We start from the raw sequence: 25,961 nt of genomic DNA, 5'->3' as shown, positions 1-25,961 counted from the left end.
AGTCATTCATGCCCAAGGCGCGCGCATATGGCGCGGACGCCACCCTCAAGGCCTGCCGGGAGGCAAGCTACGGGGTCGCGCCGCTGACCGGCTATCAGAGCCTCGATTTCAAATCGACCGATCTCTCCTCGGCCCAGCCGCTCGGGGATGACCCGCTGCTCGGACGCGGGCGCAACGCGCAGGATCCCTATCGCGGCCTCATCACCGACGAGGGCCAGCTCGACATCCCGCTCGACCTGCGTGGAACGGGCTTCTGGCTGACGGGCCTGTTCGGAGACCCGGTGACTGCTCCTAGGAGCGCTGGCGGCTCGATCGTCTTCGCCGTCAATCCCACGGCGGGCGACACGATCACCTTGAACGGTACGGTCTGGACGTTCGTCTCCGGCACGGCTGGCGCGCAGGAGACGCAGATCCAGGGAACGGTCACGCAGACCGTCGATCAGCTGGTCAGCGACCTCAATGCATCGGCCGATCCCGAAATCGCCAAATGCACCTATTCCCGGCCCACCAGCACGCAGACGCTGGTGATCGGGTTCGACACGGCAGGCCCGTCTGGCAACGGCTTCACCATCGCTGCATCGGCGGCGAGTGTCTCCTCACCGACCTTGATCGGCGGCGGCTACTCGCATGTCTGGAAGAGCGGCGCCGACGACATCCCGAGCTACACGATCGAGGTCGGCCATCCGAAGCTCACGACGCCGGTGTTCTTCCGTCACCTCGGCACGGTGATGGAGAGCCTGAACTTCGAGATGGGCCAGGAGGGACCGGCAAATGCCCGCCTCCAGCTCGTGGCCCAAGGCGAGGAACGCTTCTCGGCGACGGTGGACGCAAGCCCGACGGCCTACGCGCTCCGGCGCTTCAGCCAGGGACGGGGTTTCATTCGGCGCGGCGGTACGGCGCTCGCGGGCGTCACTGGCGGCAGCCTTACCTTCTCCAATAATCTCGAACGTGTCCGCGTCATTCGCGAGGACGGCAAGATCGAGGCGGCCGATCCCACGTTCGCCTCGGCGGAAGGGTCGATGTCGGTACGCTTCGATGGCGCGACGCTCGTGGCCGAGGCCGCCAATGGCGATCCTGTCGGACTCGAATACGGGTTCACCTTCCCGGAAGGCTATGCGCTCCGCTTCGAGCTGCCGCGGGTCTTTCTGCCCAAACCGAAATACGCCGTCTCCGGCCCCGGCGGGGTGGAAGCGAGCTTCGACTGGCGCGCTGCTTTCGATGACGTCGAGGGCACGATGCTGCGCGTCCATCTCCTGAACGACATCACGAGCTACGCCTGATCATCCTTGTCGGGCTTTCGGCCATCCACATCCTTTGTGAGGAAAATTCGCATGATCCGACTGAACCTGTCGCGCGAGCCGAGCTGGCTCGACCTCGGACACGGCGTGCGTGTGCGCGTCGCTCCCCTGACCACCGCCCTGATGGCCGCCGCCCGCAGTGACGCAATGGTGGCCGCATTGCCTGAAGGGGCTTCCAACGAGATCATCGCGGTCACCATGGCCAAGGCCCTGGCGCGGCTGGTCGTTCTGGAATGGGAAGGCGTCGGCGATGCTGAAGGCGATCCGGCGCCCGTCACACCGGAAGGCATCGATGCCCTCCTGGACATCTTGCCGATCTTCGAGGCCTTCCAGCTCCGCTACGTGTCGAGGGGCCTGTTGCTGGAAGCGGAAAAAAACGACTCCGCGCCCTCGCCGAGTGGCACTTCGGCGGGGGTGAGCAGTATTGCCGATCCTGCCGCGGCGCCTGCAACGAATGTCCCGTTGTCCTGAACCGTCCGCAGACGGTCGAAGGATGGCAGGTTTGGGATCTCGCCAAAAAGCTCACGGGTCAGCTACGCGCCGTCCCCGGTGCGGTCCTCGGCCTCGACATGACCGCTGCGCTTATCTGGGCGCACGCGCTTGGCTTGGACACGCTCGTCTGCGCGGAACTTCTGCCCGAGGTGGAGGGCGTGATGGTGCGTGGGCTGAATGCCCAAATCAGGTCTGATCGCGATGGCTGAGAAACGCGTCTCCGTTCGTCTGGCTGCCGTCGGAGGGCGCCAGGTCCAGGCGGAGATCGCCGGTATCGGCGAGACCGGAGCGCAGAGCTTTCGCAAGATCCGCCGGGAAGTCGATGTCACCAATGCTGCCCTTGCCCGCATCGCCGGTGTTCTGGGCGGTGCGCTCAGCATTCGCCAGATCGCTGCCTATGCCGACAGTTGGAGTGAACTGCGCTCGCGGGTGGTTCTGGCGACGGGGGCGCAAGAGACGGGTGCCGCAGTCATGCAACGGCTCGCCGAAATGGCGCGCCGAACCTACTCGAACCTGGAGCAGACGGCGGAATCCTGGCTCGCCAACGCCACTGCATTGCGTGAACTCGGTCTGACCACACGTGAATCGCTGGATTTCACCGAGGCGCTGAACAACGCCATGGTCGTCTCGGGCGCGCGGGCCGAGCGCGCGGCTTCGGTGCAGAACGCGCTCTCCAAGGCCATGGCCCTCGGCACGCTCAGCGGAGACAACCTCAACACCGTGATCCAGAGCGGCGGCCGGCTCGCAGAATTGCTGGCCGCCGAACTCGGCACCACCGTCTCAGGTTTGCGCACCCTCGGTCAGCAGGGCGCTATCACCGGCGATGTCATCCGCACGGCGCTGATCGGCAATCTCGAGCGGCTGCGCGAGGAAGCGGACTCGATGCCGGCGACCATCGGCGATGCCTTCACGCTGATTGGCAATGCCGCGCTGCAACTCGTCGGGACCTGGGACCAGATGGCGGGCGCCTCGTCCATGGTGGCCGAGGGCCTGATCCTTGTTGCCGACAATCTGGAAAGGCTCGCCGCCATCGGCATCGCCTTCGCCGGCTTCATGGCCGGACGCTGGGTCGCAGCCTTCGTCGCCGCCCGTGTCGCGACCTTCAGCCTGTCGGGTGCGCTCACGCTGCTACGCGGCGCATTGATTCGAACTGGTATCGGCGCGCTTATCGTGGCGGCGGGTGAGCTGATCTACCAGTTCGGTCGGCTGGTGCAGGCGACCGGCGGCTTCGGCGCGGCGCTCGGTCTTCTTGGCGGCGTGGCGACCGAAGTCTGGGACAGGATCGGCCTGTTGGCCGGCGTCCTGAAAGCACGCATCGACGCCGCCTGGAGCGGCATTCAGGCGAGCATCGCCGACGCGCTCCAGGCGTCGCTCGAGGCCGTCGTCACCTTCGCCAACCGCATCATCGGGGCGTTTCAAGGCGCTTTCGATGCGATGGTCGTGATCTGGAGCAACCTGCCTCGGGTAATCGGCGATCTGACGATCCAGGCGGCGAACTTGGCTGTAGCCGGTCTCGAGTCGATGCTGAACGGCGCGGTCAACGGCATCAACGCACTCCTCAAGGGCGTCAATGCGGGTCTGGCGGCGATCGGGATCGAGCGGACCATCGAACTGGTGCCGGATGTCGATCTCGGCCGGATCGAGAACGAGTTTGTGGGCGCCGCGAGCCGGGCTGGCAATGCGGCGCGTGATGCCTTCGCCGCCGCGTTCGAGACCGATACATTCGCCACGCCGGATTTCGGTCTGACGGCCTTCGCAGAGAATGCGCGTGCCGCCGCCGACAGGGCGAGAGCGACAGCGACGGCGCTGGGAGAGCTGGCTGGCGCGCCTCTTGCGTCCATCGCGGCGCTCCGGGAGGCCATGGCGGGCGCAAATACCGAAATCGACGATGCGGCCGAGGCGACGGAGCGTCTGGATGAAGCCTTCGCAGCCATTGGCGGCGCCGGAGGCGATGCCGCAGGAGATGGTGAAGGCTCGGCCGGTTCCGCCGCACGCGCCGCGGAAGCAAGTCATGCCGCCGGGGAGGCGGCGGCTTCGGCGGCCACACAGGCGGCAACCGGCTGGGCGGCGGTTCGCGAGGAGCTGTCCCGCTATGCCAGCGAGGCGATGGACTGGGGCAAGGGTCTCGGCAGCGCTCTCACCAGCGCCTTTCGCAGCGCCGAGGACGCCATCGCCAACTTCGTGACCGGCGGCAAGATCGACTTCAAGGCGCTCGCCGACAGCATCCTCGCCGACATCACCCGCATCGCGGTTCGTTCCGCGATCCTCGGGCCTCTAGCCAATGCACTTGGCGGAGGCAGCGGCGGACTGCTCGGCGGCTTGTTCGGCGGCGGAGGCGGGCTGTTTGCCGGCATCTTCCATCAAGGCGGCGTCGCCGGGGGGCCCGCTCAGCAGCGGCTCGTCCCGGCATTCGCTTTTGCGGGTGCGCCGCGTTTCCACGACGGCGGTCTCGCGGGGCTTCGTGCCGACGAGGTGCCCGCGATCCTGCAGCGCGGTGAGATGGTGCTGTCACGGGCTCAGCTCGCCGCCATCGGCGCCGCACGAGAAACCCGTCCACCGGTCAACGTGGTGATGAACATCTCCACCCCGGATGCTGGCAGCTTTCGCTACGCCCAAGGGCAGATCGCCGCCGACGCCGCCCGCGCCATGGAGCGGGCCCGCCGTAATCTCTGAACTGGGCAATCTCCGACGGATCGACAGATGAGCGGCTTTCACGAAGTTCAGTTCCCGCCGGACATCTCCTACGGGGCGTCCGGCGGCCCCGGCTACTCGACCACCGTGGTGACGACCGTTTCGGGACACGAGCGGCGCAACGCCAACTGGGCCGCCGCGCGGGGCAAATGGAACGTGGCACACGGCCTGAAAAAACGCGATCAGGTGGCCGCCCTCATCGCCTTCTTTCGCGCGCGACGCGGGCGTGCCTACGGTTTCCGCTTCAAGGACTGGACCGACTACCAAGCGCTTGCCCAGCTGCTCGGTCAAGGCGACGGCGTGACCAAGACGTTCCAGCTCGTGAAGACCTACGCCAGCGGCGGCGAGGTCGAGACCCGGATCATCACCAAGCCCGTTCCCGGAACGGTGAAGATCTACCGCGACGGCGTCGAGGCGGTCTCGGGCTGGAGCGTCGACACGGCGACCGGGCTCGTCACATTCACCGTCGCCCCCGCATCCGGCGTGCAGGTGACGGCGGACTTCGAGTTCGACGTGCCCGTCCGCTTCGACAGCGATCAGATGGACCTCACCATCGAAACCTATCAGCTCGGCAGTTGGGGCCAGATCCCGGTGCTGGAGATCAGACCATGAAATCGACCTCGGCAGCCCTCGCGGCGCACCTCGCCGGACCGGTGACGACGCTCGCCACTTGCTGGCGTATTTCGCGTATCGACGGCAAGGAGTTCTTCTTCACCGACCACGACCGGGATCTGCCGTTCGAGGGCAAGGTCTACAAGGCGAGTTCCGGCTATTCGCGCACGGCCATCGCCAATGATGCGAGCCTGAGCGTCGACAATCTCGACGTCGAGGGCGTCTTCGACAGCGCCTCGATCACCGAGGAGGAACTGCGCGCGGGTCTCTTCGATCAGGCCGAGGTGCGGATCTTCCTGGTCAACTGGGCGGCCCCCGGCATGGGCGCGCTTCGGATGCGCCGCGGCTGGTTCGGCGAGGTCGTGCTGACCGAGCAGGGCATTTTCCGGACCGAACTGCGCGGCATGACCCAAGCGCTGCAGCAACGCATCGGCGAACTCTACAGCCCGGAATGCCGCGCCGATCTCGGAGATCATCGCTGCAAGGTGCCGGTCAATCCGCCAGAAATCGCCCGATCGACGGCGTACATCCTCGGTGACGTGGTGCGCGTGCGCACGACCGGCACGCCGGTCAGTTTCCCGCTGCCGGTCGTCAACGGCAGCTTCGAGGCGGATGGCGCCGGCGACGGCTCCAGCTTTACGCCCACCGGATGGACGAAGGTGTCCGGCGACTGGGACGTGCATGACGCCGGCAATGGCAGCCTGACGCCCGCTGCTGGCAGCTTCTACCTGGAAGGCGGAAGCTCGGCATCGGGGGAGCTGACCCAATCCATCGACCTAGTCGCATCGGGTCTGGATCCACTGCAGATCGACGGAGACGCCTACCGGCTGGACGCAGCAGTGAGCCGGGCGAATTCGTTCCCGGACGACTTGGGGCGAGTCGTCGTCGAAGCTCTGGACGGCTCGTCGAACCTGCTCTCAACCCTTCTCGACACGGGCTTCGAGGTGATCCTGCCCGAAGACAGCTGGGTTCAGCGGGGCATCTCGATGGCCCAGCTGCCGGTGGGAACCAGATTTCTCCGCTTCCGGCTCCTCCACCAGCTCGCGGCCGGCAGCCAGTCGAACGCGGCCTTCGACGCCGTCGTGGCGACGATCACGGACACGACGGCATCAGTACCGACTTCCGCGGATTTCGAGAACCGCGTCTATCGGTGCGTGACCGCCGGAACGACCGCGTCCGAGCCACCGAGTTTCGACACCAATGTCGGCGCGCAAACCGCCGATGGTGGCGCGGTTTTCGAGGCCGAGGAAGCCTGGAGCCGGTCGGGCATCGTGACGGCAGTCACTGACCGGGCGGTCTTCAATGCCACGCTCGATGAACCACGAGCGGTTGATGGCTGGTTTGCTGAAGGTGTGCTGACCTGGGAGACCGGCGCCAATGCCGGTCGTTCCACCGAGGTCAAGGGCTGGACCCAAGGCAGCGGGCGGATCGAGCTGTTCCTGCCGATGGGATACGCGATCTCATCCGACGACGCCTTCCGCGTTCATCCCGGCTGCGACAAGCGGCTCGACACCTGCATCGACCGCTTCGCCAACGTCCTGAACTTTCGCGGCGAACCCTACGTGCCGGGCCAGGATGCCATGATGAGCTATCCCGATGCACGCTGACCGCCCACCATCAGCGACCGCCACCGCGATGGGGGATCTGGCCGATGCGATTGTCGCCGAAGCGCGAACATGGCTGGGTGTTCCCTGGCGACACCAGGGGCGAAGCCGCGCCGGTGTTGATTGCGCGGGGCTCGTGGTCCTTGTCGCGCGGGCGCTCGAACTCGCCGACCACGACAGCACGGCCTATGGGCGCCGCGCGCAGGGACAGGGCTTCGTCGAGCACTTTCGCGGGCACATGGACGGCATTGCCGTCACACAAGCGAAGCCCGGTGACGTCCTCGTCTTCGCTGATCAGGCTTATCCCTGCCATTGCGGCTTTCTGACGGAACGGCTCGGACGGCCGCATCTCCTGCACGCGCACGCCACGCGCAGGCAGGTGATCGAGGAACCCTATGCCGGCGAATGGCCGGCCAAGATCAAGTTCGCGTTTCGCTTTCGCTCTCCAGGAACCTGACCTCCCATGGCCATTCTCGTCGCAGTGGGCGGAGCCGCGCTCGGCTCCGCGGTCGGCCTCGGCTGGCAAGCCGGCTGGCTCGTCGGCTCTGTGGTCGGCAGCCTCTTGTTTCCGGCCAAGGGGCAGAACGTCACCACCGAAGGCCCCCGACTCGGAGACCTGACCGTTTCCTCGTCCGCCTATGGCGCATCGATCGCCATCGGCTACGGCACCTTGCGCATGGCCGGCAACATGATCTGGTCCTCCGGCATCCGTGAGCAGCAGAACGTCACCCGGACCCGCTCGGGCGGCAAGGGCGGCGGCGGAGCCACCCAGACCTCGGTCACGTACTCCTACTTCGCGTCCTTCGCCCTCAGCTTCGGCGAAGGGCCGGCCGAGGACGTGCTTCGGATCTGGGCGGACGGCAAACTCATCTACGACAAGACCGGCGCGAGCCCCGACGTCGCCAAACCGGATCTCAAGTTCCGTTTCCATTCCGGGGCGGAGGATCAGCTGGCCGATCCGCTGATCGAAATGCACGTCGGCGCGGGCCGTGCACCCGCCCATCGGGGTCTCGCCACCATCGTCTTCGAAGACCTGGCGCTCGCGGACTTCGGGAACCGCATCCCGAACATCACGGCCGAGATCACCTACCAGCGGGCGGCTCAGCAGCCCTACCAGCTGCTCGATTTCATCACGACGGGCGAAGGCGGATATTTCGGCACCTACCAGATCGACGACCTGACCGTCGATTGGCGGCGCGGATACGGCTACTTCCTGGACAGCGACGTCAACGCCGCCGAGGCCGGGATCCGCCGCTTCAGCCTACGGACCATGAAAGAAGACCGGCAGGCGCGGATGACGGACATCACGGGCGTCACGCCGAACAACTTCCCGAGCACGCTGTTCTGCGGCGAGGACGGCCACCTCTATGTCGTGACCGGATCGAGCAACTCACGACCGATCCTGCGCATCGAACCGAACGCGCTCAAGGAAGTCGGCCGATTCGGCTCCACCAGCAGCGGCCTGACCAATTCGACCCTGCGGTTCGTCGCCACGACATGGATGGGGATGGTCTCCGCTTACGGCCCCTCTGGCCGGGTCGACTTCGTTCTCACCGGATCGCTCTTCGACGATGTCGGACTCATCCGCGCCGACACCATGGGCTATGTATGGGGTGCCGGGCAGAGCGTCACCGAGCCTCGCGTTCGGGGCGTCATTGGTGGTGCGGTCGGCGAAGGCTTCGGGGATGGCTGGGTCCTCGGCAGCGGGACGAGCACGAACCATGGAAGCCTCGGCCTCTATCGCCTGCGGGTCTCCGCGCTGGCAGGGTACGACGGCCTCACCGGCCAATCCCTCGGCGTCACCTTCGAGAAGGTCGCCGCCTTCTCGCCGTCGGACTTCGAGAGCGGCGCCACCGGCTTCTACGGCAGCGCGGGCGGGCTCTCCTACGACACGACCGACGACAGCGTCATCTTTCAGGCGCGCATCTCGAACGGGGGATCGCCCGGCGGGATCTATACGCTGAAATGGCGCAGCGACACCGGCATCGTCTGGAAGACGGTCGTTCCGATCCAGATCAACTACGAAGGGCCCTACTACGGTCAGAGCCGCCTGCGCGGGCAGCGTTGGACGCTGATGCGGAGCACGCGCGTTATCCAGCTGGACACCGCCACAGGCGCTCTTGTTCTCAATGAGATCTGGCCGGGTGCGGTCAGCGAAGGCGGTGCTCAGGTTTACGATGCCGTCACCGACACGCATCTGGTCCGCGGCAGCCAAGGCTGGGTGAAGCTCTTCCTCAATCGCGGCGGCGGTGGTGGAGAGACGCTCTCCGGCATCGTCTCCGACCTTTGCGCCCGTGCCGGCCTTGGTCTGTCCGACATAGACGTCGCCGATCTCGGGGCGACGGTTCCCGGCTATGTCATCGGGCGGCAGACCACCGTGCGAGGCGCGATCGAGCCGCTGGCGCAGGCCTATTTCTTCGACGCTGCGGAAAGCGACGATGCCCTGCGGTTCCGGACGCGGGGACGACCGCCCGCCGCGACCATCGACGCGGATCTTCTGCTGCCGCTGGATGAGCGGACCGGCGAAAGCTGGCGTGAGCGTCGCACGCAGGAGGTCGAGCTGCCGGAACGCGTCAGCGTCGTCTACATGGATCGCGGCGCCGACTACCAGCAGGGCACGCAGAGCGAAAAGCGCACATCCCTGCCGCTGCCGACCATGCATTCGCGCAACCAGTCCAGCGTAGAGCTAGCCCTTGCGCTGGACGCGACGACGGCCAAGCAGATCGCCGCCAAGACGCTCTACAGCGCCTGGATCGAACGCAGCGCGTACGAAGCAGAACTACCGGCCGACTGGCTGCGCCTCGATCCGACCGATGTCGTGGACGTGGTCTTCGAGTCGGGCTCGACCTTCCGGACCCGCATCACCCGTCTCGATGTCGGGGCGGATTTCTCGCTCGCGGTGAAGGGAGTCTCTGAAGCTGCCGCCACCTACGTCTCCAACGTGGCTGCCGATGGCGGCTCCGGCAAACCGGTACAGCTCGTCGGCAGTCAGGCCGCGACGCGGCTGATCCTGCTGGACCTTCCGCTGCTGCGCGATACCGATGACACCGGCGGGTCGGGGTCGCGGATCTACTACCTCATGGGCGGCTTTGGAGGCCCGGGCTGGCCCGGTGCCTCTCTCTACCGCAGCGTCGACGGCACGGGGTGGGCGCAGGTCGGTCGATCCCTGAGCGAGACGGCCTGGGGCGCCACGGCGAATGCCCTCGGCAGGCCGACATCCCCGTTCGCGACCGATGAGACGAACAGCCTCACGGTATTCATGACCACCGGCGGTGAACGGCTGGAGAGCGTCACACAGGACTCGATGCTCAGCGGCGCCAACGCGGCCCTCGTCCTCAAGGCCAACGGTGAGCCCGAGATCATCCAGTTCCGCGACGTGGCGCTGAACCCGGACGGCTCCTACACCCTGTCCGGGCTTTTGCGTGGTCGACGTGGCACCGATGTCTTCGTGGATGGGCACGAGGCCGGTGAGTTGTTTGTCCTCCTCGACCCCGACGATGTCGAGACCATGGTCACCTCGCTCGGCGATCTCGAGCTCCCCCGGTCCTGGAGGGCTGTTGGGTTCGGCACGATCTTCGAGGATGCGGAAACGTTGGTCTCCAGCCATACCGGCCGGGACCTCAAGCCCTATGCACCCTGGAACGTGCAGGCGGCTCTGACCGGCAATCCGGTCAACATCAGTCTCTCCTGGGTCCGGCGGACCCGGATCGGCGGCGAGTTGAAGGACGGCACCGGCCTCGTGCCGCTCGGCGAGACCTCCGAAACCTACGAGATCGACATCCTCTCCGCCCCTGGCGGCGCGGTGAAGCGGACGCTCACCGCGACGAGCCCAAACGTCGTCTACGCCAATGCCGACATCCTCGCCGACTTCGGTGCGGTCCCGTCGTCCCTGACCGTCACCGTCTTCCAGATCAGCGCCGTCGCGGGCCGCGGCTTCCCGCGCACCGTCACATTGGAGTTCAACTGATGCCCAGCCCCAATCTGGCCGTGACCCATGTCGCGGCCGCCCAGAACCAGAAAGAGGTAACGATCAACGACGCGGTCGATGCCCTCGACAACGCTATGAACCAGGCACTGTCGGTAGCGATGGCCGACGCCAACCTGACGCTGACTGGCACCCAAGCCAACCGTAATGGCCTCATCATCCTCACCGGTACGCTGACGGCATCGCGGACCCTGACGCTGCCCGCCAATCAACGGCGGCTCGCGATCCGAAACGCCACCAATGGCGGCCAGGACGTTCGCGCCAAATATGCGGGCTCCGGCGCAGAGGTCGTCATCGTCCCTAGCGCGACGGTGCTGGTTCAGGGCGATGGCAGCGATCTCTTCAGGGTCGGCGGTGGCGCTGGTGCATTGGGCGATCTCACCGACGTCTCCATCGCCGGCGCCGCCAACGGCGACGTCCTCCAGTTCGATGGCGCTGCGTGGGGCGCCACAGGCGTCGGCATCTTCAACCGCGCCCTGCTGCCCTTCCGGGGCGCGCTGCTGCGACGCTCGACCAATTTCAGCGTCGCGACGACCAACGTCTACGTCGCCGTGCCCTGGCAAAGCGCCGAGTACGACAGCGACGCATTCTGGGATGCCGGCCAGCCCTCCCGCCTGACCATTCCAGCCGGGGTGACGAAGGTACGGATTATCGGCAACATCGAGTGGCAGACCTCGCCGACCAATCAGCTGGTCGAGGTGCGCAAGAACGGAAACAGCGTGCCGGGCGGCGGCGCCGTCATCGTCCGCGGCGACAGCGGCTACTCCAACCAGATGCGCAACCTGTCGAGCGCCGTCCTGCCGGTGTCGGAGGGTGACTGGTTCGAGCTGGCCGTCTATGTCGGCACTGCCGGGGAGCTGCGTGGCCTCGAGCGCACGTGGCTGGCCATCGAGGTTGTCGAGACCGCGGATGCGGCCGATCCCCCGGCCGACATCAGCGGCTACAAGGCCGGGCAGCCGGCAGCGGACGAGGTGATCGCACGGGTCCCAGTGGCGCGGCGCACCCGGCTGAAGATCGATCTTGCCGGAAGCCATGCCAGCGCCGAGGCCGCGGCAACCGCGAGTGCGGATTTCGACATCCGGGTCGATGGCGTGAGCAGCGCCACCATGCGCTTCGCCGCCGCCGCTACGAGCGCCACCTTCATCGCCGCCAGCGACACCGTGCTGGAGCCCGGCCAGGTGCTCAGCGTGGTCGCGCCATCGACACCCGACGCCACGCTCGCCGGGATCGGGTTCACGCTGGCCGGCTCGCTGGTCCTCTGATCACTCCCGGATTGCGTCATGGACAAGGAACCAGAAAGCGGGGCGCTGATCGCGCTGCCGGCCGCCGAGTTTGAAGCCCTGCTGGAGCGCGCGGCCGAGACGGGTGCGCGGCGCGCCCTGCATGAGGTCGGCCTCGATGGCCAGGATGCCGCCGAGGACATCCGTGATCTTCGCTCGTTGCTCGCGGGTTTCCGGCTCGCGAAACAGACGGCCGTCCAGACCGCCGTGCGGCTGATCACCACCGGCGTCCTGCTCGCCCTGATGGCCGGCATCGCCATCAAGCTGAAGCTCTTCGGACCGACGCCTTAACCCATCCGCCCGACCCATCAGACCACCGCCCGCCCTCGTCGAGGAGCGGGCTTTTTTGTGCCTGGAGACCTGCCATGACGACAATGACCTACAAACACTGGCGCGATGTGCCCGAGCGCTCGTGGCGCTGGAAGAATTTCTCCCCCGCCGAGATCGCCTGCCGAGGCAGCGGCTCCCTGCGGATCAACGAAGATGCGCTCGACAAGCTCCAGGCGCTGCGCGATCGGCTTGGCAAGCCCCTCATCGTCCGTTCGGCCTACCGCAGTCCGGCGCACAATCGGGCCGTCGGCGGCGCGCCGCGCTCGAAGCACATGGACGGCACGGCCTTCGACATCGCCATGGCGAACCACGATCCGGTGGCTTTCGAGGCCGCCGCCCGAGCCGTCGGCTTCCTCGGCTTCGGCTACTATCCGCGCTCGGGCTTCATGCACATCGATCTCGGCCCGGCTCGGCAATGGGGCGAGCGTTTCCCGGTGCGGGCGACGGCGTTCGCCGCGGAAACGGCGCCCGTGCGGGAGGTCCTGGCAGACAGCCGCACGATGAAGGGCAGCGGCGCAGCTGGCGTGGCCACGCTGGGCGCCGCGGGTGTCGAGGTGGCGCAGAGCGTTCTGGCGGAGACCCAGACCGCGATCCTGCCGCTCGTGCCCCACCTCGACACCCTGCGCTGGGTGTTCATCGCCGTGGCGCTCGCGGGCGTCGCCGTGACGATCTACGCCCGCATCGACGACTGGAAGCGGGGGCGTCGATGATCGTCGCTCTGTTCACCGGGATCGCTACCAGCCCCTAGGTGCGGACAGCCCTGCGCTACGGCGCCATCGCACTCGCGGTCTGCCTGTTCCTGCTCACACTCCGGCGCTCCGGCGAGCGAGCGGGACGCCTCGCCGAACGCCTCGAAACCTCGGAGAAGACCAATGACGTCCAACGCCAGATGCTCGATGCGGCGGCTCGCCGTCCTCGTGATCGTAACGATCTCGCTGACCGGCTGCGCGACGGTCGCTTCTGATCTTCGCATCACGACCATCTGCCCACCCGTTGTCGAGTATAGCCGCGAGTTCCAGGCGCGCGCAGCCGACGAGCTCGATCTGCTGCCGGAGGGGTCGGCTCTCGCCGAAATGCTTGCCGACTACAGCGTCATGCGGGATCAGGCGCGAAGTTGTCGCGGCCGAAGCCCTTAAACACGGCAATGGGAAAAGCGCGAACCAAAAGCGCCTTATCCTGTTGATAATAATGAAGAAACGAGCGTTCTAGGCGTCGTGTCCACTGCGCTGGAGGAGCCGGTCAATGCCCCCCAAGTATCCCAACATAACAGTCCAGCTGACTGGACATGACAGCAATGCCTTCATGATCCTTGGCTTGTGCCGACGGGCCGCAAAAGAAGCGGGCCTCTCGCAGCAAGAGATCGACGCGTTCTACCAAGAGGCCACAAGCGTGGATCATGATCATCTGATCCAAACCGCCATGCGCTGGTTCAACTGCCAATAGAAGCCGAGCTGGCTTTTGACGCAGTGTCCGCATAGGTTGCCGCGAAGATCGTCTCGGAAAGCCACTTCTTGAACGAGGGGTTGTCGCTGAACTGCTTGAACAGTTCCGTGTGGTCGGACAGCAGTTCGATCACGGCACGTTCAAGCGCCTTGTCGTGCTCGATGCGCGCGTTCTGCTTGTCCGAGTTCTTCATGGCGTTCTGATACGCCTTGTCGGCCGACACCTTAGCCGGAAGCTCCTCCGCGATGACCTTCCCGATTTTGTCCCGGTCCTTCCAGTCGATGTTGCCGAACATCTCGTTGAACGTCTTGAGGATGTTGCTCAACAGATCGAGCTCGGGCTCGAGTTTGCGACCGCCGCCAGCAGTAGGGACCGGTCCGATTTCGGCGTCCGCGTCCGGCAGCACGATGGCCATGGTTGCCTGGGCTTCGACGCGGTAGCTGTCCATGTCGATCGCTTCAAGGATCCCCTTGGACAGGTCCCGCTCCTCAGGCGCCGGCAGCTTGGGCGTCAGGAAGTTGAGGAAGATGGATAGCTTCTCCCAATCCGCATTGCTGTAGGGGAGGATCGCGGCCAAGAAGCCGTATGTCCTCGTGAACGCCTTCGCCTTGCCCTTGAAATCGACCTGCCCATCCTCATCGAGGTCGGTCTTGTAGACGGCAACACAGGCATCGAGAATCGGGTCGAGCTTGTCCCGGTCCGCTCCGCCGAGGTAGAGCGCCACCAGGTCCTCCACCTGGTCCCATGCATAGACCTGGTAGCCATCCAGCGCGGCCTTCAGATCGTGCAGCTTGTTTGGGTCGGTTTCCTCGCTGAGGATCGTGGTCCGGTAATAGGGCTCGAACGACGTCTTGATGGCCTCGAAATCGTTCATGAAATCCAGCACGAAGGTGTCGTGCTTTTGTGGATGCGCCCGGTTCAAGCGCGACAACGTTTGCACCGCCTTCACGCCGGACAGCGTCTTGTCCACATACATCGTGTGCAGCAGCGGCTCGTCATAGCCGGTCTGGAACTTGTCCGCGACAATCAGGAACCGGTACGGGTCCTTCTGGATCAGCTCCTCGATCTGGCTGCTTGGAAAGCCGTTCAAGGTCGCTTCAGTGACCTTCTGGCCGCCGTATTCATGCTCCCCCGAAAAGGCGACGATGGCTTGATAGGGGCTCTTGCGTTCCTTCAGATATTCCTGGAACGCGTGGAAGTACTGGATTGCGCGCTGAATCCCGTTGGTGATGACCATCGCCCGGGCCGCGCCGCCGATCTTGCGATACGCCATGACCTGGTCGTGGAAGTGATCGACCATGATCTCGGCTTTCTTGCGGATCGCGTGGTCATGGGATTCCACATACTTGCGCAGCTTTTTCTGTGCCCGCTTGGTGTCGAACTTGGGGTCGTCCTCCACCGTCTTCATAAGCCGATAATAGCTGTCGACCGGCGTGTAGTGTTTCAGCACGTCGAGGATGAAGCCCTCCTGAATCGCCTGCTTCATCGTGTAGCTGTGGAAGGGTACGTGCTTGATCTTGTCCCCTTGCGGGACCGGCGCACCGAAAACCTCCAGGGTCTTGTTCTTTGGCGTGGCGGTGAACGCGAAATAGCTGGCGTTCGGCAGCACCTTCCGCGCCTCCATCAGACGGTTGATAGCGTCCTCGACCGTCTCCTCTTCCTCCTCGGCGCCATTCGCGGCGAGCGCGATGTTCATCTTCGCTGCGGTCCGGCCACCCTGACTGGAATGAGCCTCGTCGATGATGATGGCGAAGGTTCGCCCGCGATGCTCGTCGCCGATCTCGTCGAGGATGAAGGGGAACTTCTGGACCGTTGTGATGATGATCTTCTTGCCGGCCTTCAGGAAGGCCCGCAGGTCGCCAGACTTTTCGGCGTGTCCCACCACGGATGATACCTGCGCGAACTGTTTGATCGTATCGCGGATTTGCTTGTCGAGAACACGGCGGTCGGTGACCACGATGACGGAGTCGAAGGTCGTCTTGCCGCCGGTCTCCAGCCCGATCAGTTGGTGGGCGAGCCAGGCAATCGAGTTGCTCTTGCCCGAACCGGCCGAATGCTGGATCAGGTAGCGCTTGCCCGCCCCCTTGGCTTCGGCGTCGGCCAGCAGCTTGCGCACCACGTCCAGCTGATGGAAGCGCGGGAAGACCTGCTTGGGCGGCTTCTTCTTGCCGCGCTCGTCGACCTCCTCGACCACCTGGGCGTAGTTTTCCAGAATGTCGGTGAGGTTCCGCTTCGTCAGGTATTCCTTCCAGAGGTAGTCGGTCTTCAGCCCGTGAGGGTTCGGCGGGTTGCCCGCGCCATCGTTCCAGCCCTTGTTGAACGGCAGGAACCAGGACGCCTTTCCCTTCAGGTGCGTGCACATCCGCACCTCGTGGTCGTCCACGGCGAAATGGACGACGCAGCGGCCGAACTGGAACAGCAGCTCCTTCGGATCGCGGTCGCGCTTGTACTGCTGAACCCCGTCCTCGACCGTCTGCTTGGTCAGGCTGTTCTTCAACTCGAACGTGGCGATGGGCAGGCCGTTGATGAACAGGACCAGATCCAGCGATAGCTTGGTCGCGTCCTTGGAATAGTGCAGTTGGCGGGTGACGCTGAAGACGTTGGCGGCGAACAGCGCTTCGGCCTTCGCGTTCCCCGGCGTGGGCGTGCCATAGAACAGTTCCACCGAGCCCGGGCCGTGCTTCACGCCGCCCCGCAGCACATCGATAACACCGCGCTTGGCGATCTCACCCTGCAGCCGATGCAGGAATTGCAGGCGCTTCGGGCCGTCCACGCCGATCCCCAGCGCCTCCACAGCCTCTGGCTGCGTAGCGTTCAGGAAGTCGAACAGCTTTGCGACATCAAGAGCGTGGTCCCGGTCGAAATCCGTCGAGTCGCCCGCGGCATAACCGGCCTCGTCGATCAGCGAACGGACAATCAGGGCTTCGAGGCCTTTTTCACTGGTGTCAGTCGTCGGCATCGGCCCCCTCCATCGCTTCGGCATCGCCGTCTTCCAACACGTCGTCCAGTGAGTCATCCTCGTCGGCAATCGGCTCGTCTGCCGGTGCAACGATCTCAATGTGGCGCACGTCCAGCTTGCCGGTAACGACGTCGGCAATCAGTCGCTCACGGTATTCATTGATGAGAGCTATTTCCTGACCAGCTTTTTCGATTGCCCGCTCCAGGTCGCGAGTCTCATTGCGAACCCAATCGATAACCGTTTTTTGCTCGGCGACGCTCGGAGCTCCTACTTTCACGCGCCCCAATCGGGATGTTGATATCTCTGTAAAAGTGGTGCCAGTCGCCAGGCTCTGCAGCTCTGGCTTAAGAATACGCATCAATTCAAACAGGAATTGGGTATCGATTGCCTCGGCGTTTGGCACAAGTGCCTTGCAGCCTTGGTTGGTGGCAAGCTCCACCTCCGCAATAGAAACATTTCCAACCGGTGCCCGGGAGGTGATAACGACGCTACCTGGAGGGACCAACGATGTAGAGCAAGCCGACAATCCCTTCTGCGTGATCGTTCGCCTCGATGACGATAGCCGAGCATTTCTGCTGATATCTTCAGGAGTGACCCATACGATATCACCGTCCCAGCAGTCTTCTTGACCGCTTGGAGGGGTTGAGCCGCCCACAATTGCCGTCAAGAACCACTTCAGCGGTTTGACCTCCCAATGCGCTGGAACCTCGGGCATCCAGTCGATGCCGGTGGGTTTCATCGGGGCGTCGGGGTTCAGGCCGCGCGTGACGGCCCGGTTGATGATCGCCTGCTTCTGCTCGTTCAACAGCCCGATCAGCCGCCGCTTGTTGCGGATCAGGCGGCGAACCCGAACATCATAAGCTCGGATGAACTGTACAATCTTCCGCTGCTCGGATTCCGGTGGTTGCGGTACATGGATTGATCCAAAACGATCCGAGTAGAGCCGCAGAAATCCAGAAGTACCAGTTCCTAGCCCCTTTGACTCTTGACGAAATTTCGCGCGGTAGATGTTGGTCTTGAACAGTTCGACGAAGTAGTCCGGTTCCATCGGTCGCAGCGGCTGAAACACCGCGTAGTCCGGGCTGACCAGGCCGTCCTCACGCGCCACAGCAAACATGCCGTTCGAGGCCTGCATGCGGTTCATTACCATCTGACCAGTGCAGACGCGCTTATACCCCTTGAGTTCCTCCGGCGTGACTGGCTTGGTTGAGACCTTCGCGTGGGGGATCAGGCCATGGGCTTGACGCATGGAGAGCAATGTTTCTGTCCCCGTGTCGGTCCGGTCGTCGATCTCGCGAAATAGATACTTGCTCCTGAGCACATCCCATTGGCTTGGGAGATCGCCAAGCCAATCGTGCCCCGAGGGGCGGCATAGAAGCTGCTGCTTCGGCTCTTGATTGTCTCGGCGACGATCAGGAGGAGATGAGACGGGCGCAGGCTGCGCGTTTGTAATCATCGGCTGCTCAAATAGGGATGGCTGGGGATCGCTGGGCGGCGGAGCGGCAACGGGTGCAGGCGACCGCCGAGCGGCCCAACCCGGAATCTGCGCATTATTCGGGGCCTGCACGGCCTCGATGGGCTCTCCAAGCAGCAGGAAGTCGGGAATGGCCAGCGGCTCGATAAACCGTAGGCTCTCCGCCTCATCGCCCTTCAGCTGCTCGCGCAGCTCCATCAGCAGGCGACCCAGCACGTTCATGCCGACGAGCGTGCCGTCCGGCTGCTCCGTGGCGCCCCAGAAGTCCTTGCGGCGGACCTTCTTCTCGACAATCGGCATGTCCGCGGTGGACAGCAGCAGCTTGCCGAAGGTCTGCCAGTTCTGCGCCAGTTTCACGCGCAGGCACCAGCGCATGATCTTCACCCGCACCGCATCCCAGTCCGGCCGAGTGTCGGAGCGGAACGGCTTGCTCCGCATCTTTGCGGTCATTGGGCTGGGGTCGTCGATGATCTGCCGCTGGACGTCCGGCCGGCGCGGGAAACGGCAGGCCTGGTAGAGCGCCTCCGACGTGCGGATCCGCACGCCGTTCAGGACAATCGGGAAGCCCGGCGCCATGTTCGACAGCCCGCCAAAGCGCTCGTTCGTCTTAAGGAAGACGGCGCTCTCGGCTGGGTGGTATGTGCGAACCTGGCTGGGCTGGGCCATCAGAAGTCTTCCTGTGCCAGCATCGCCATGAACCTGCGCAGCGACGTATCGCTGTTCGTTGTGCGGGGGAAGAGCGGGTACCAAGGGTCCCCCGCCCACAGCGCCAGCGGCGCATTGTTGGGGCAGTTTCTGAAGGTTACGATCAGCGAGCCGAAACCGAGCGTTTCAAGGATCATGTTGCCCAGCGGCCGCTGGTACTGGTTTAGATGCGGGCACATCTGCCGGATGCGCACGCCCGCCTTCAGGAACTCCGATTCCAGTAGCTGGCGTCCAGCATCGCTGGAGAAGATACCGTTTCCGCCGACATGGCCCGCAGTGCGCAGATTGGGCTGATAGCGCATTGCCCCGACATAGGCTTTCACGCCCTCGTCGTCTGGAATCGCGACCGGCCGTAGAACATCGGACGTAGTGGTGTGAGCCCTGCGGTCCTCAAGCTCAATCGCGCGCCACCACGTCAGGTCGATTGACTTTCCGGCGGCCCTTGCCGCCTCCTTGATTTTTCCATTGGCGTAGTACTGGCCGCCGCTATGCAGCGCGATCGTGATGACGTGCACCTTCGCTTCGGCCGGAGCCTGCTCAGCGATCCATGTTTCGAGATCGCGCCTAACACGGTTCCCGGTGAAGATGGCGTCATCCAGATACACGAAGGCGTGGGGAGCTGCGCCGCAGTCGGCAGCTTCGAACCGACACTGCTTCTCCAGCACCTTGCTGAACAGCGCGAGCATCTCCTTCTGGCTCGCGCCGCCGCCCTGAATGTCGAGGAACTTCACGCCCTTCCAGAAGGCACATGGATCCTCGCCGACAAGCTTTTCGGTCTGAAATAGTCCCGCCAAAAACTTTCTCGTTCCATCGCGGGAGAAGTAGGTCCGCTTCAAGACGTGATCCATTTCCCGTAGAATGGGCAGCTGAACTGCCGCGTCGAACTGACCGACCCAACGCTCGATACGCTCTGGCGTCGGGGCTTCCCCATCAGCCTCACGATAGTCGGCCGTCGTCGCTGCGATGGACGCGATGAGATCGTCCTGCTCAGCCATTTCCGTTCTCCCCCTGACTGCTGTTTCCCCACCGCTGCATCTCAAAGCCCTTCGAAGTACGTCTTGATCTTCGCTGCCATCAGCTTCCGGCGCGCCTCGAGGAAGTCACCGAAATCGGGAATTTCCCCATCGAGCAGGGTTTCAGGCAGACAGCTCATGCGGAGGTTGGCCCGCATCTCGGCCATGTCCGTGATGCCGCCGTATTTCTTCGCCCCGCCGTTGCATTGGCCTGCCAGCTCGGCGAAATAGACCTCCGGGGGCCGGTCGCCGATGCCGATGTTGATCTCGCTTTGCGCAAGCACGAAATTGGCGATCTGGTTATACCGCCCGCGCGCCATGCCCTGTTTTTTAAGGTGATTGCGCGGGTAGACGTGATGCACGTCGCTGCGGTTCAGCAGCAGGTCGCGCACGGTGATATCCCGCGACAGGAAGCCGAGGTCTCCCAACTTCACCTGCGCGGCCTGGTAGACGAGGAAGTAGGGGCTCGACGCCGAGGAGGTATCCATCTCCTGCGGGAGCAGAGTGGACCAGAAGCTCTCGGGAAGCTCCGCATCGATCACCGCCTCGCAATAGGTCGCAAGGCCGCGCGCCTCAATCTGTCGGATGTCGAAATCGAATGCCGTCTCGGGGCTGCCGGAGTAACGTCCCCGCAACAGCGACATGACATACCAGCGCCGCACCAGCCGCTCGATGTCGGCGGCCGGCATGCCCTCCGCCCGGCCGCGCAGGTAGAGGATGTAGGCGAAGTTAATGGCATTCTGGCTGCGGATGAGATTCGAAGTGACGAACCCGGCCGAGCGCAGGATCATCGTCAGACGATCGAAGTGAGTCTTGTTGATGAAGTTGAGAACGCCGGTCTTCAGGCGGGCGAACGCCTCCTCGGCGACGGCTTCCTCATACTGCTTGGTCTCGAAGTTCCGCCCTGATAGCAAAGCCACGAGATCCTGCAGCTTGCCGCGCCGGAACTCGGACGTGAATGCCACGCGCAGCATGTCGGTGTAGGAAGGGTCGTAGAGGTCGTCGTTGACGTCCTTCAGCCACCGCATTTTCGGAAGGAACTCGGAGGAGGCGAACGCCTTGTCGCCCTTCTCGATGCGCGAGAGGAACTCGGGCGCGACGGCCAGATGGCAGAAATAGTCGATAGCCTTGCGCAGCATGTTGCCGCCGTAGGTGTCGTTGGCCGCGATCTTCGACATGGCGAAGTCCGCCTGGCTAAGCGACGCACCGGCCGAGTTCACGCGGATGAAGATCTCGGTCACGGTTTCGATATCGAGGTCTTCGGCCAGCTCGATGATGCCGACGTGGTTGTTGATGATCTTCCGGACGCGTTCCAGGATGCGCGAGACCTGCTTGCGGTCGGCATTGGGGTTACGTTCGGAATACTCGTCTGTCAGCTCGGTGAGGCTGGCATCCGGCGAAAAGACCGCCGCGAGATCGGGAATCCAGGCGGCGTCCTTGCGGATCGCGGGGTTCGAAACCTCGAACCGCTCATCAACCGGATGGAATGCGATCCTGATTCGGACGGTCTCGTAGTCCTTGGTCAGAACCTCTTGTCCGAGCAGCGCCGCCATCAGCGCCGTCACGCGCTGCTGCCCGTCGATCAGGATGCGCTTGCCGGACGATGTCGTACCGTCCTTCAACCGGACGGATGGATTTCGCCAGGCGATGAGGTATCCGACCGGATAGCCCTGATAGAGGGAGTCAAGCAGGTTCCGGACCTTCGTCGCATCCCACACGAACGGACGCTGGATCTCGGGTATCGCAATCTCACCGGACTTCACCCAAGTCAGAAGCGTTTCGATCGGATGGGGAGTGACGGAGTAGCGCTGGGTGGCCATTCTTAGTGCCCTCCCATGAGGACGTCTTCGAGCAAGCCCTCCGTCTCTTTCTCCAGCGCTCGGATATCGGCCTCGATTTCATCGAGTGTGCGCAGCGGCTGCGGCTTGTAGAAATGCCGCGTGAACGAAATTTCGTAACCAATCACCGTTTTCGAGGCGTCGATCCAAGCGTCGGGGGCATGCGGCAATACCTCGCGCCGGAAGAAGGCTTCGATGCCGCCGTCTTCGAGGAACGGTACCTGTTCGGTATCCCTGAGCTCGGTGTCAGGCTCATACTCCACGACCGACGCTTTGCCGCCGACCGTCGTGTGATAGCTGCCATACAGCGCTTCCTGCGTCGCATCCGACCCCGCCTTCGGCTTCGAGGTTTTGCGGATCACCGGTTCCGCTGCGGCATCTTTCTGGCCGAGCGCCGACATGAGCAGCTTCTGCCGCTTGGCCGTCATACGGAGGCCAAGCGAGCTGGCGGCGTCCTCCACCTCGGCAACGAAGGCATTGAAGTCCAAATGCGGGCCCGGACCACGGGCTTCCGCCACCGCCTCGATGGCGCGGACGAGATCGCTTTCTCCCGCTTCGGAGCACGTCTTGCGGAATCGCCGTAAGGCTCCTTCCGTCAGCTCCGTCTTCAAGCGCAAGGGACGCTCGACTGTGATCTTCCAATAGCCGAACGCATCGTTTGGGAAGACTTTGGACGTCTCGTCTTCCTTCTGTAGGAGGAACGCGTCACAGATGCGCTTGATATCGTCAACGCCGAGTTCGCAGTTCTTTTTCCCGAGATTTTTACGGAGCGGCTTGAACCAAGCGGTGGCGTCAATGAGCTGCACCTTGCCCTTGCGGTTCTCGGCCTTGCGATTGCTCAAGACCCAGATGTAGGTTGCGATGCCAGTGTTGTAAAAGATGTTCAGCGGCAGGGCGATGATGGCCTCGAGCCAGTCGTTTTCGATGATCCAGCGGCGGACGTTGCTTTCACCGGAACCCGCATCTCCCGTGAAAAGCGAGGACCCGTTATGGACCTCGGCGATCCGGCTCCCGAGGGGAGACGCCTTCTTCATCTTGCTGAGCATGTTGGCCAGGAACACCATCTGGCCATCGCTGGATCGGGTGATCAGGCTGAACTCAGGATCGCCTCCGTGCTCGATCACGAAGCGAGGGTCACGCAGTTCTTTTTTCCCCCCCATGCGCTCCAAGTCGGTCTTCCAAGACTTGCCGTAGGGGGGATTGGAAAGCATGAAGTCGAACTCGCGGGACGGGAACGCATCCGCTGACAACGTAGATCCGAATTTCATGTTTTCGGCCTCAACGCCTTCTCCCTTCAGGATCAGGTCGGCCTTGCTGATGGCGAATGTTTCCGGGTTGACTTCTTGTCCGTAGAGGTGAACGGAAACTTCCTTCCCGTGGTCGGTTGCCAGCTTAATCAGTGTCTCTTCGGCGACAGTGAGCATGCCGCCCGTGCCGCAAGCGCCGTCGTACACGAGGTATGTGCCCGACCGGATATGGTCGGCGATCGGCATGAAGATGAGGTAGGCCATGAGCTCTACCACGTCGCGCGGCGTGAAGTGCTCGCCTGCCTCCTCATTGTTCTCTTCGTTGAAGCGGCGGATGAGCTCCTCGAAGATCGTGCCCATAGAATGGTTGTCGAGGCCGGGAAGCCGGACGCTCCCGTCCTGGTGGAGGACCGGCTTTGGGCTCAGGTTAACTGAGGGGTCCAGAAATTTTTCGAGCAGGAAACCGAGGACATCTGCTTCGACGAGCGTGGGAATCTGATTGCGGAACTTGAACTTATCCAGCACTTCCTGAACGTTCGGCGAGAATCCGTCGAGGTACGCCTCGAAATCGGCCTTAAGCTGCTGCCGTCGCGCTCTGGAGGTCAAATCGCGCAGGCGGAACTGAGATGTGTTGTAAAATGCCTCTCCCGATGCTTGGCACAGAGCGGCATGCTGGTTCGCGACCCCCGCCTTATCGAGCTGGGTCTTCATGGAGAGCACCGCTTCCTTCGTCGGCTCCAGCACAGCATCGAGACGACGAATAACGGTCATGGGCAGAATGACATCTCGGTACTTCCCCCGGACGTAAACGTCTCGAAGGACATCGTCGGCAATATTCCAGATGAAGTTGCTGATATTCAAATCGCTCACGTGCCGCCCCTCACGCCTTGTTCTGCGCTGCTTTTTTCTGCTGATCGATCCAGCTATCGAGGTCCGACCGCTTAAACCGCCATGCACCGGCGACCTTAAAGCCCGGCAGATCCCCGCGCTTGGCGAGCCTGTAAACGGTCTTCTCGTCGACGTTCAGGTAACCTGCCACGTCCCTTACGGTCATGGCCTGGTCAGGCGTATCCGCCATCATCCAGCCCTCACTGTTTTTCTAACCATAACAGGAGAACGCAGGGCAAACTAGTCCATTCTGGGCACTCCAAGGTTGGCAAGGGGTAAAGTCGTAACCCAGGAATCCGTCTCGCAAGCTGAACGTCGTCTTTCCGATCCAAAGATGGGCCGAAGGAGCAAGAGGTAGACCAGTGCGACGTGAAGGCCCAGGAAAAGGGTCGGCCAACAGGGGCCGACCCTTGCTCGTCCTCGGATTGTTAGGCTTCCGCCTGCTGAGTGTGACCCGGGTCGGAGGTGCTGGAACGGATAATCGACTGCTCGTATTCCTCGACGTCGGACAGGCGATAGACCACCCGGCCGCCCACCTTGAGGAACTTCGGCCCTTCACCGTTCCAACGCCACCGCTCAAGTGTGCGATGGCTGATCCCCCAGCGCACGGCCAGTTCAAGTTGGTTCATGCATGTTGCCTTCATTTTCGTGTCCTTTCGTCCTGGCAAGTTGGAATGCGACACGACGAAGGCGTGGCCGGAAAACACTATCAAGGTAATACTGGCGGGAACGCCAAACACAGGGCACTGCGCTTCCCTGTCTTGAACAGAGAATTTCTGCGGTGGCGAAGATTCACTTGCGAATACGAAGGCGTGCTGGCGCGATGTGGGGCATACTTCGAGCGAGTTTGTCGAAGAGTCCTCTCCCTCCGCCATTATCTTGGTGCAAACCCGAGATGAGGCTCCCATTGGGGGCCTTTTTCTTTTTGTTTCAAAGGCGTTTAGCCGAGACGCCCGAACCTCGGAGACCGGCGCCGGGTCCAATTTCCGTCTCTGAACGGCCCTCCGTCTCTAACCGAGCGAACCTCGTCCGGCCCGGTTGGGCTTCGCGAAGGCCAGCGTTTCCAACGGGTTTCGCAGGTCGCTCGACAGTGGATTCAGCGGGCGTTCTTCCGGTTGGCGTGGGCGCCGGGGAAACACGCGGTAGGCATATTCGGTGGAAGCCGTGCGCAGCCCGTCGTTATGCTGGGGATCAAGGACCCGATGGTTCTTTGACTTTCGATGACAAATGGCCGCGACGTCAGTAGCCTGGCCTAATGTCGAGCGAGCCTTGGACCGATGAGGAGAACGATCTGATCGTCGCGGATTACTTCGCGATGCTGGCCGACGACGTCTTCGGACGCCCGTACAGCAAGGCGGAGCATCGCCGCACGCTCCTGCCGTTGCTGAACGGCCGTTCGGAGGGATCGATCGAGTTCAAGCACCAGAACATCAGCGCGGTTCTGAAGGGGCTCGGCGAGGACTGGATCCCCGGCTACAAGCCTGCGTTCAATTTCCAAATGTCGCTCGTCGACGCGGTGGTACGGTGGTTGGCAATAAACCCCGCGTGGCTCGGCCGTCTGCCAGACTCGCGCCCGGCGACGGGTCTTGAAGAATCCGCACCGATCTGGATCGGCCCACCCCCGACGCTGTCGAACCAGCCGCCACCGCAGGAGCTGGAGCAGATGCTGCACATCGCTCGGAAGTTCGATGTGGCAGGCCGGGACGAGCGCAACCGCGCCCTCGGCCGCGCCGGCGAGGAGCGCGTTCTGGCGCATGAGTGGGCATCGCTACGGTCGGCGGGGCGTGATGACTTGGCGCGGAAGGTGCGTTGGGTTTCCGAGGAGGACGGGGATGGCGCAGGCTATGACATCGCGAGTTTCGCGCCAGATGGTCAGGCGCGCTTGATCGAGGTGAAGACGACGAACGGGTGGGAACGGACGCCCTTCCACATCACCCGCAATGAGCTTGCGGTGGCAGACGAGCGCCGATCCGAATGGCGCTTGTTCCGGCTTTGGAACTTCTCGCGTGAGCCGAGGGCCTTCGAACTGTATCCGCCGCTCAATGCCCACGTCACACTCACGGCCACAGCATTCGTGGCAGGCTTCCATTGATGGCAGGGCG

20 protein-coding genes are annotated in these 25,961 nt (G+C 63.5%); 13 read left to right on the top strand and 7 right to left on the bottom strand.

Going from position 1 to position 25,961, the window contains the following annotated elements; all coding sequences use genetic code 11:
- Nucleotides 1–8 precede the first annotated feature (8 nt).
- The 12 genes from ASC46_RS18165 to ASC46_RS20980 all read left to right on the top strand — a co-directional run bounded on the left by ASC46_RS18165 (nucleotide 9) and on the right by ASC46_RS20980 (nucleotide 13,256).
- On the top strand, nucleotides 9–1,280 hold the full coding sequence (locus ASC46_RS18165) for a phage tail tube protein (RefSeq protein ID WP_055460711.1): 1,272 nt from the start codon (nucleotides 9–11) through the stop codon (nucleotides 1,278–1,280).
- 51 nt (nucleotides 1,281–1,331) lie between these two features.
- Nucleotides 1,332–1,769, top strand: a complete 438-nt coding sequence (locus ASC46_RS18160; RefSeq protein WP_055460710.1) for a hypothetical protein — start codon at nucleotides 1,332–1,334, stop codon at nucleotides 1,767–1,769.
- Between the two features lie 98 nt (nucleotides 1,770–1,867).
- On the top strand, nucleotides 1,868–1,999 hold the full coding sequence (locus ASC46_RS21960; protein WP_425349165.1) for a DUF7697 family protein: 132 nt from the start codon (nucleotides 1,868–1,870) through the stop codon (nucleotides 1,997–1,999).
- Complete coding sequence (locus ASC46_RS18155; protein ID WP_210166017.1) at nucleotides 1,968–4,463, top strand: tape measure protein; 2,496 nt, start codon at nucleotides 1,968–1,970, stop codon at nucleotides 4,461–4,463. The genes ASC46_RS21960 and ASC46_RS18155 overlap by 32 nt, the downstream gene beginning before the upstream one ends.
- 27 nt (nucleotides 4,464–4,490) lie before the next feature.
- Nucleotides 4,491–5,093 (top strand): DUF2460 domain-containing protein, encoded by a 603-nt coding sequence (locus ASC46_RS18150; protein WP_055460709.1) that lies wholly within the window; start codon nucleotides 4,491–4,493, stop codon nucleotides 5,091–5,093.
- Nucleotides 5,090–6,700, top strand: a complete 1,611-nt coding sequence (locus ASC46_RS18145; protein WP_055460708.1) for a DUF2163 domain-containing protein — start codon at nucleotides 5,090–5,092, stop codon at nucleotides 6,698–6,700. Before ASC46_RS18150 ends, ASC46_RS18145 begins: the two co-directional genes overlap by 4 nt.
- Nucleotides 6,690–7,154, top strand: a complete 465-nt coding sequence (locus ASC46_RS21955; protein WP_082464901.1) for a C40 family peptidase — start codon at nucleotides 6,690–6,692, stop codon at nucleotides 7,152–7,154. The genes ASC46_RS18145 and ASC46_RS21955 overlap by 11 nt, the downstream gene beginning before the upstream one ends.
- Before the next feature lie 6 nt (nucleotides 7,155–7,160).
- Nucleotides 7,161–10,664, top strand: a complete 3,504-nt coding sequence (locus ASC46_RS18135; RefSeq protein WP_055460706.1) for a phage tail protein — start codon at nucleotides 7,161–7,163, stop codon at nucleotides 10,662–10,664.
- Nucleotides 10,664–11,944 (top strand): hypothetical protein, encoded by a 1,281-nt coding sequence (locus tag ASC46_RS18130; RefSeq protein ID WP_055460705.1) that lies wholly within the window; start codon nucleotides 10,664–10,666, stop codon nucleotides 11,942–11,944. Before ASC46_RS18135 ends, ASC46_RS18130 begins: the two co-directional genes overlap by 1 nt.
- Before the next feature lie 18 nt (nucleotides 11,945–11,962).
- Entirely contained in the window at nucleotides 11,963–12,253 is a 291-nt protein-coding gene (locus ASC46_RS18125) for a DUF6127 family protein (protein WP_050475407.1), read from the top strand.
- Nucleotides 12,254–12,327: 74 nt separating this feature from the next.
- Nucleotides 12,328–13,002, top strand: coding sequence for a YcbK family protein (locus ASC46_RS18120; protein WP_055460704.1), 675 nt, complete (start codon nucleotides 12,328–12,330; stop codon nucleotides 13,000–13,002).
- Nucleotides 13,003–13,040: 38 nt separating this feature from the next.
- On the top strand, nucleotides 13,041–13,256 hold the full coding sequence (locus tag ASC46_RS20980; protein WP_245280617.1) for a hypothetical protein: 216 nt from the start codon (nucleotides 13,041–13,043) through the stop codon (nucleotides 13,254–13,256).
- Between the two features lie 465 nt (nucleotides 13,257–13,721).
- Here ASC46_RS20980 and ASC46_RS18105 read toward each other — a convergent pair whose 3' ends face one another.
- From ASC46_RS18105 to ASC46_RS18075, 7 genes are all read right to left on the bottom strand, one after another.
- Nucleotides 13,722–16,694: a type I restriction endonuclease subunit R gene (locus ASC46_RS18105; protein WP_055460701.1), complete on the bottom strand. Its 2,973-nt coding sequence runs from the start codon at nucleotides 16,692–16,694 to the stop codon at nucleotides 13,722–13,724.
- Nucleotides 16,681–18,834: an NADAR family anti-phage protein gene (locus tag ASC46_RS20975; protein WP_082464900.1), complete on the bottom strand. Its 2,154-nt coding sequence runs from the start codon at nucleotides 18,832–18,834 to the stop codon at nucleotides 16,681–16,683. The genes ASC46_RS18105 and ASC46_RS20975 overlap by 14 nt, the downstream gene beginning before the upstream one ends.
- Nucleotides 18,834–19,868 carry a phosphoribosyltransferase-like anti-phage protein gene (locus ASC46_RS18095; protein ID WP_055460700.1) on the bottom strand — a complete coding sequence of 345 codons (1,035 nt, stop codon included), beginning with the start codon at nucleotides 19,866–19,868 and terminating at the stop codon, nucleotides 18,834–18,836. The genes ASC46_RS20975 and ASC46_RS18095 overlap by 1 nt, the downstream gene beginning before the upstream one ends.
- A 41-nt stretch (nucleotides 19,869–19,909) precedes the next feature.
- On the bottom strand, nucleotides 19,910–21,706 hold the full coding sequence (locus ASC46_RS18090; protein WP_055460699.1) for a GmrSD restriction endonuclease domain-containing protein: 1,797 nt from the start codon (nucleotides 21,704–21,706) through the stop codon (nucleotides 19,910–19,912).
- A gap of 2 nt (nucleotides 21,707–21,708) precedes the next feature.
- Nucleotides 21,709–23,841: a type I restriction-modification system subunit M gene (locus ASC46_RS18085; RefSeq protein WP_082464899.1), complete on the bottom strand. Its 2,133-nt coding sequence runs from the start codon at nucleotides 23,839–23,841 to the stop codon at nucleotides 21,709–21,711.
- Between the two features lie 10 nt (nucleotides 23,842–23,851).
- Nucleotides 23,852–24,052, bottom strand: a complete 201-nt coding sequence (locus ASC46_RS18080) for a helix-turn-helix domain-containing protein (protein ID WP_223181232.1) — start codon at nucleotides 24,050–24,052, stop codon at nucleotides 23,852–23,854.
- Nucleotides 24,053–24,287: 235 nt separating this feature from the next.
- Complete coding sequence (locus tag ASC46_RS18075) at nucleotides 24,288–24,488, bottom strand: helix-turn-helix transcriptional regulator (RefSeq protein WP_245280616.1); 201 nt, start codon at nucleotides 24,486–24,488, stop codon at nucleotides 24,288–24,290.
- A 626-nt stretch (nucleotides 24,489–25,114) separates the two neighbouring features.
- On the opposite strand from ASC46_RS18075, the gene ASC46_RS18070 reads away from it, so the two are divergent.
- Nucleotides 25,115–25,951, top strand: coding sequence for a protein NO VEIN domain-containing protein (locus tag ASC46_RS18070; protein WP_055460697.1), 837 nt, complete (start codon nucleotides 25,115–25,117; stop codon nucleotides 25,949–25,951).
- Nucleotides 25,952–25,961: the final 10 nt, after the last annotated feature.

Source organism: Chelatococcus sambhunathii (assembly GCF_001418005.1).
Lineage (GTDB): Bacteria > Pseudomonadota > Alphaproteobacteria > Rhizobiales > Beijerinckiaceae > Chelatococcus_A > Chelatococcus_A sambhunathii.
The sequence above is the reverse complement of the archived record's forward strand: the minus strand, read 5'-3'. Positions and strand labels throughout refer to the sequence as shown.

Excerpts from the sequence above, each read along its gene's own strand:
- ASC46_RS18165 (WP_055460711.1), top strand. The coding sequence starts at position 9 with ATGCCCAAGGCGCGCGCATATGGCGCGGACGCCACCCTCAAGGCCTGC.
- ASC46_RS18160 (WP_055460710.1), top strand. The coding sequence starts at position 1,332 with ATGATCCGACTGAACCTGTCGCGCGAGCCGAGCTGGCTCGACCTCGGA.
- ASC46_RS21960 (WP_425349165.1), top strand. The coding sequence starts at position 1,868 with ATGACCGCTGCGCTTATCTGGGCGCACGCGCTTGGCTTGGACACGCTC.
- ASC46_RS18155 (WP_210166017.1), top strand. The coding sequence starts at position 1,968 with ATGCCCAAATCAGGTCTGATCGCGATGGCTGAGAAACGCGTCTCCGTT.
- ASC46_RS18150 (WP_055460709.1), top strand. The coding sequence starts at position 4,491 with ATGAGCGGCTTTCACGAAGTTCAGTTCCCGCCGGACATCTCCTACGGG.
- ASC46_RS18145 (WP_055460708.1), top strand. The coding sequence starts at position 5,090 with ATGAAATCGACCTCGGCAGCCCTCGCGGCGCACCTCGCCGGACCGGTG.
- ASC46_RS21955 (WP_082464901.1), top strand. The coding sequence starts at position 6,690 with ATGCACGCTGACCGCCCACCATCAGCGACCGCCACCGCGATGGGGGAT.
- ASC46_RS18135 (WP_055460706.1), top strand. The coding sequence starts at position 7,161 with ATGGCCATTCTCGTCGCAGTGGGCGGAGCCGCGCTCGGCTCCGCGGTC.
- ASC46_RS18130 (WP_055460705.1), top strand. The coding sequence starts at position 10,664 with ATGCCCAGCCCCAATCTGGCCGTGACCCATGTCGCGGCCGCCCAGAAC.
- ASC46_RS18125 (WP_050475407.1), top strand. The coding sequence starts at position 11,963 with ATGGACAAGGAACCAGAAAGCGGGGCGCTGATCGCGCTGCCGGCCGCC.
- ASC46_RS18120 (WP_055460704.1), top strand. The coding sequence starts at position 12,328 with ATGACGACAATGACCTACAAACACTGGCGCGATGTGCCCGAGCGCTCG.
- ASC46_RS18105 (WP_055460701.1), bottom strand. The coding sequence starts at position 16,694 with ATGCCGACGACTGACACCAGTGAAAAAGGCCTCGAAGCCCTGATTGTC.
- ASC46_RS20975 (WP_082464900.1), bottom strand. The coding sequence starts at position 18,834 with ATGGCCCAGCCCAGCCAGGTTCGCACATACCACCCAGCCGAGAGCGCC.
- ASC46_RS18095 (WP_055460700.1), bottom strand. The coding sequence starts at position 19,868 with ATGGCTGAGCAGGACGATCTCATCGCGTCCATCGCAGCGACGACGGCC.
- ASC46_RS18090 (WP_055460699.1), bottom strand. The coding sequence starts at position 21,706 with ATGGCCACCCAGCGCTACTCCGTCACTCCCCATCCGATCGAAACGCTT.
- ASC46_RS18080 (WP_223181232.1), bottom strand. The coding sequence starts at position 24,052 with ATGATGGCGGATACGCCTGACCAGGCCATGACCGTAAGGGACGTGGCA.
- ASC46_RS18075 (WP_245280616.1), bottom strand. The coding sequence starts at position 24,488 with ATGAACCAACTTGAACTGGCCGTGCGCTGGGGGATCAGCCATCGCACA.
- ASC46_RS18070 (WP_055460697.1), top strand. The coding sequence starts at position 25,115 with ATGTCGAGCGAGCCTTGGACCGATGAGGAGAACGATCTGATCGTCGCG.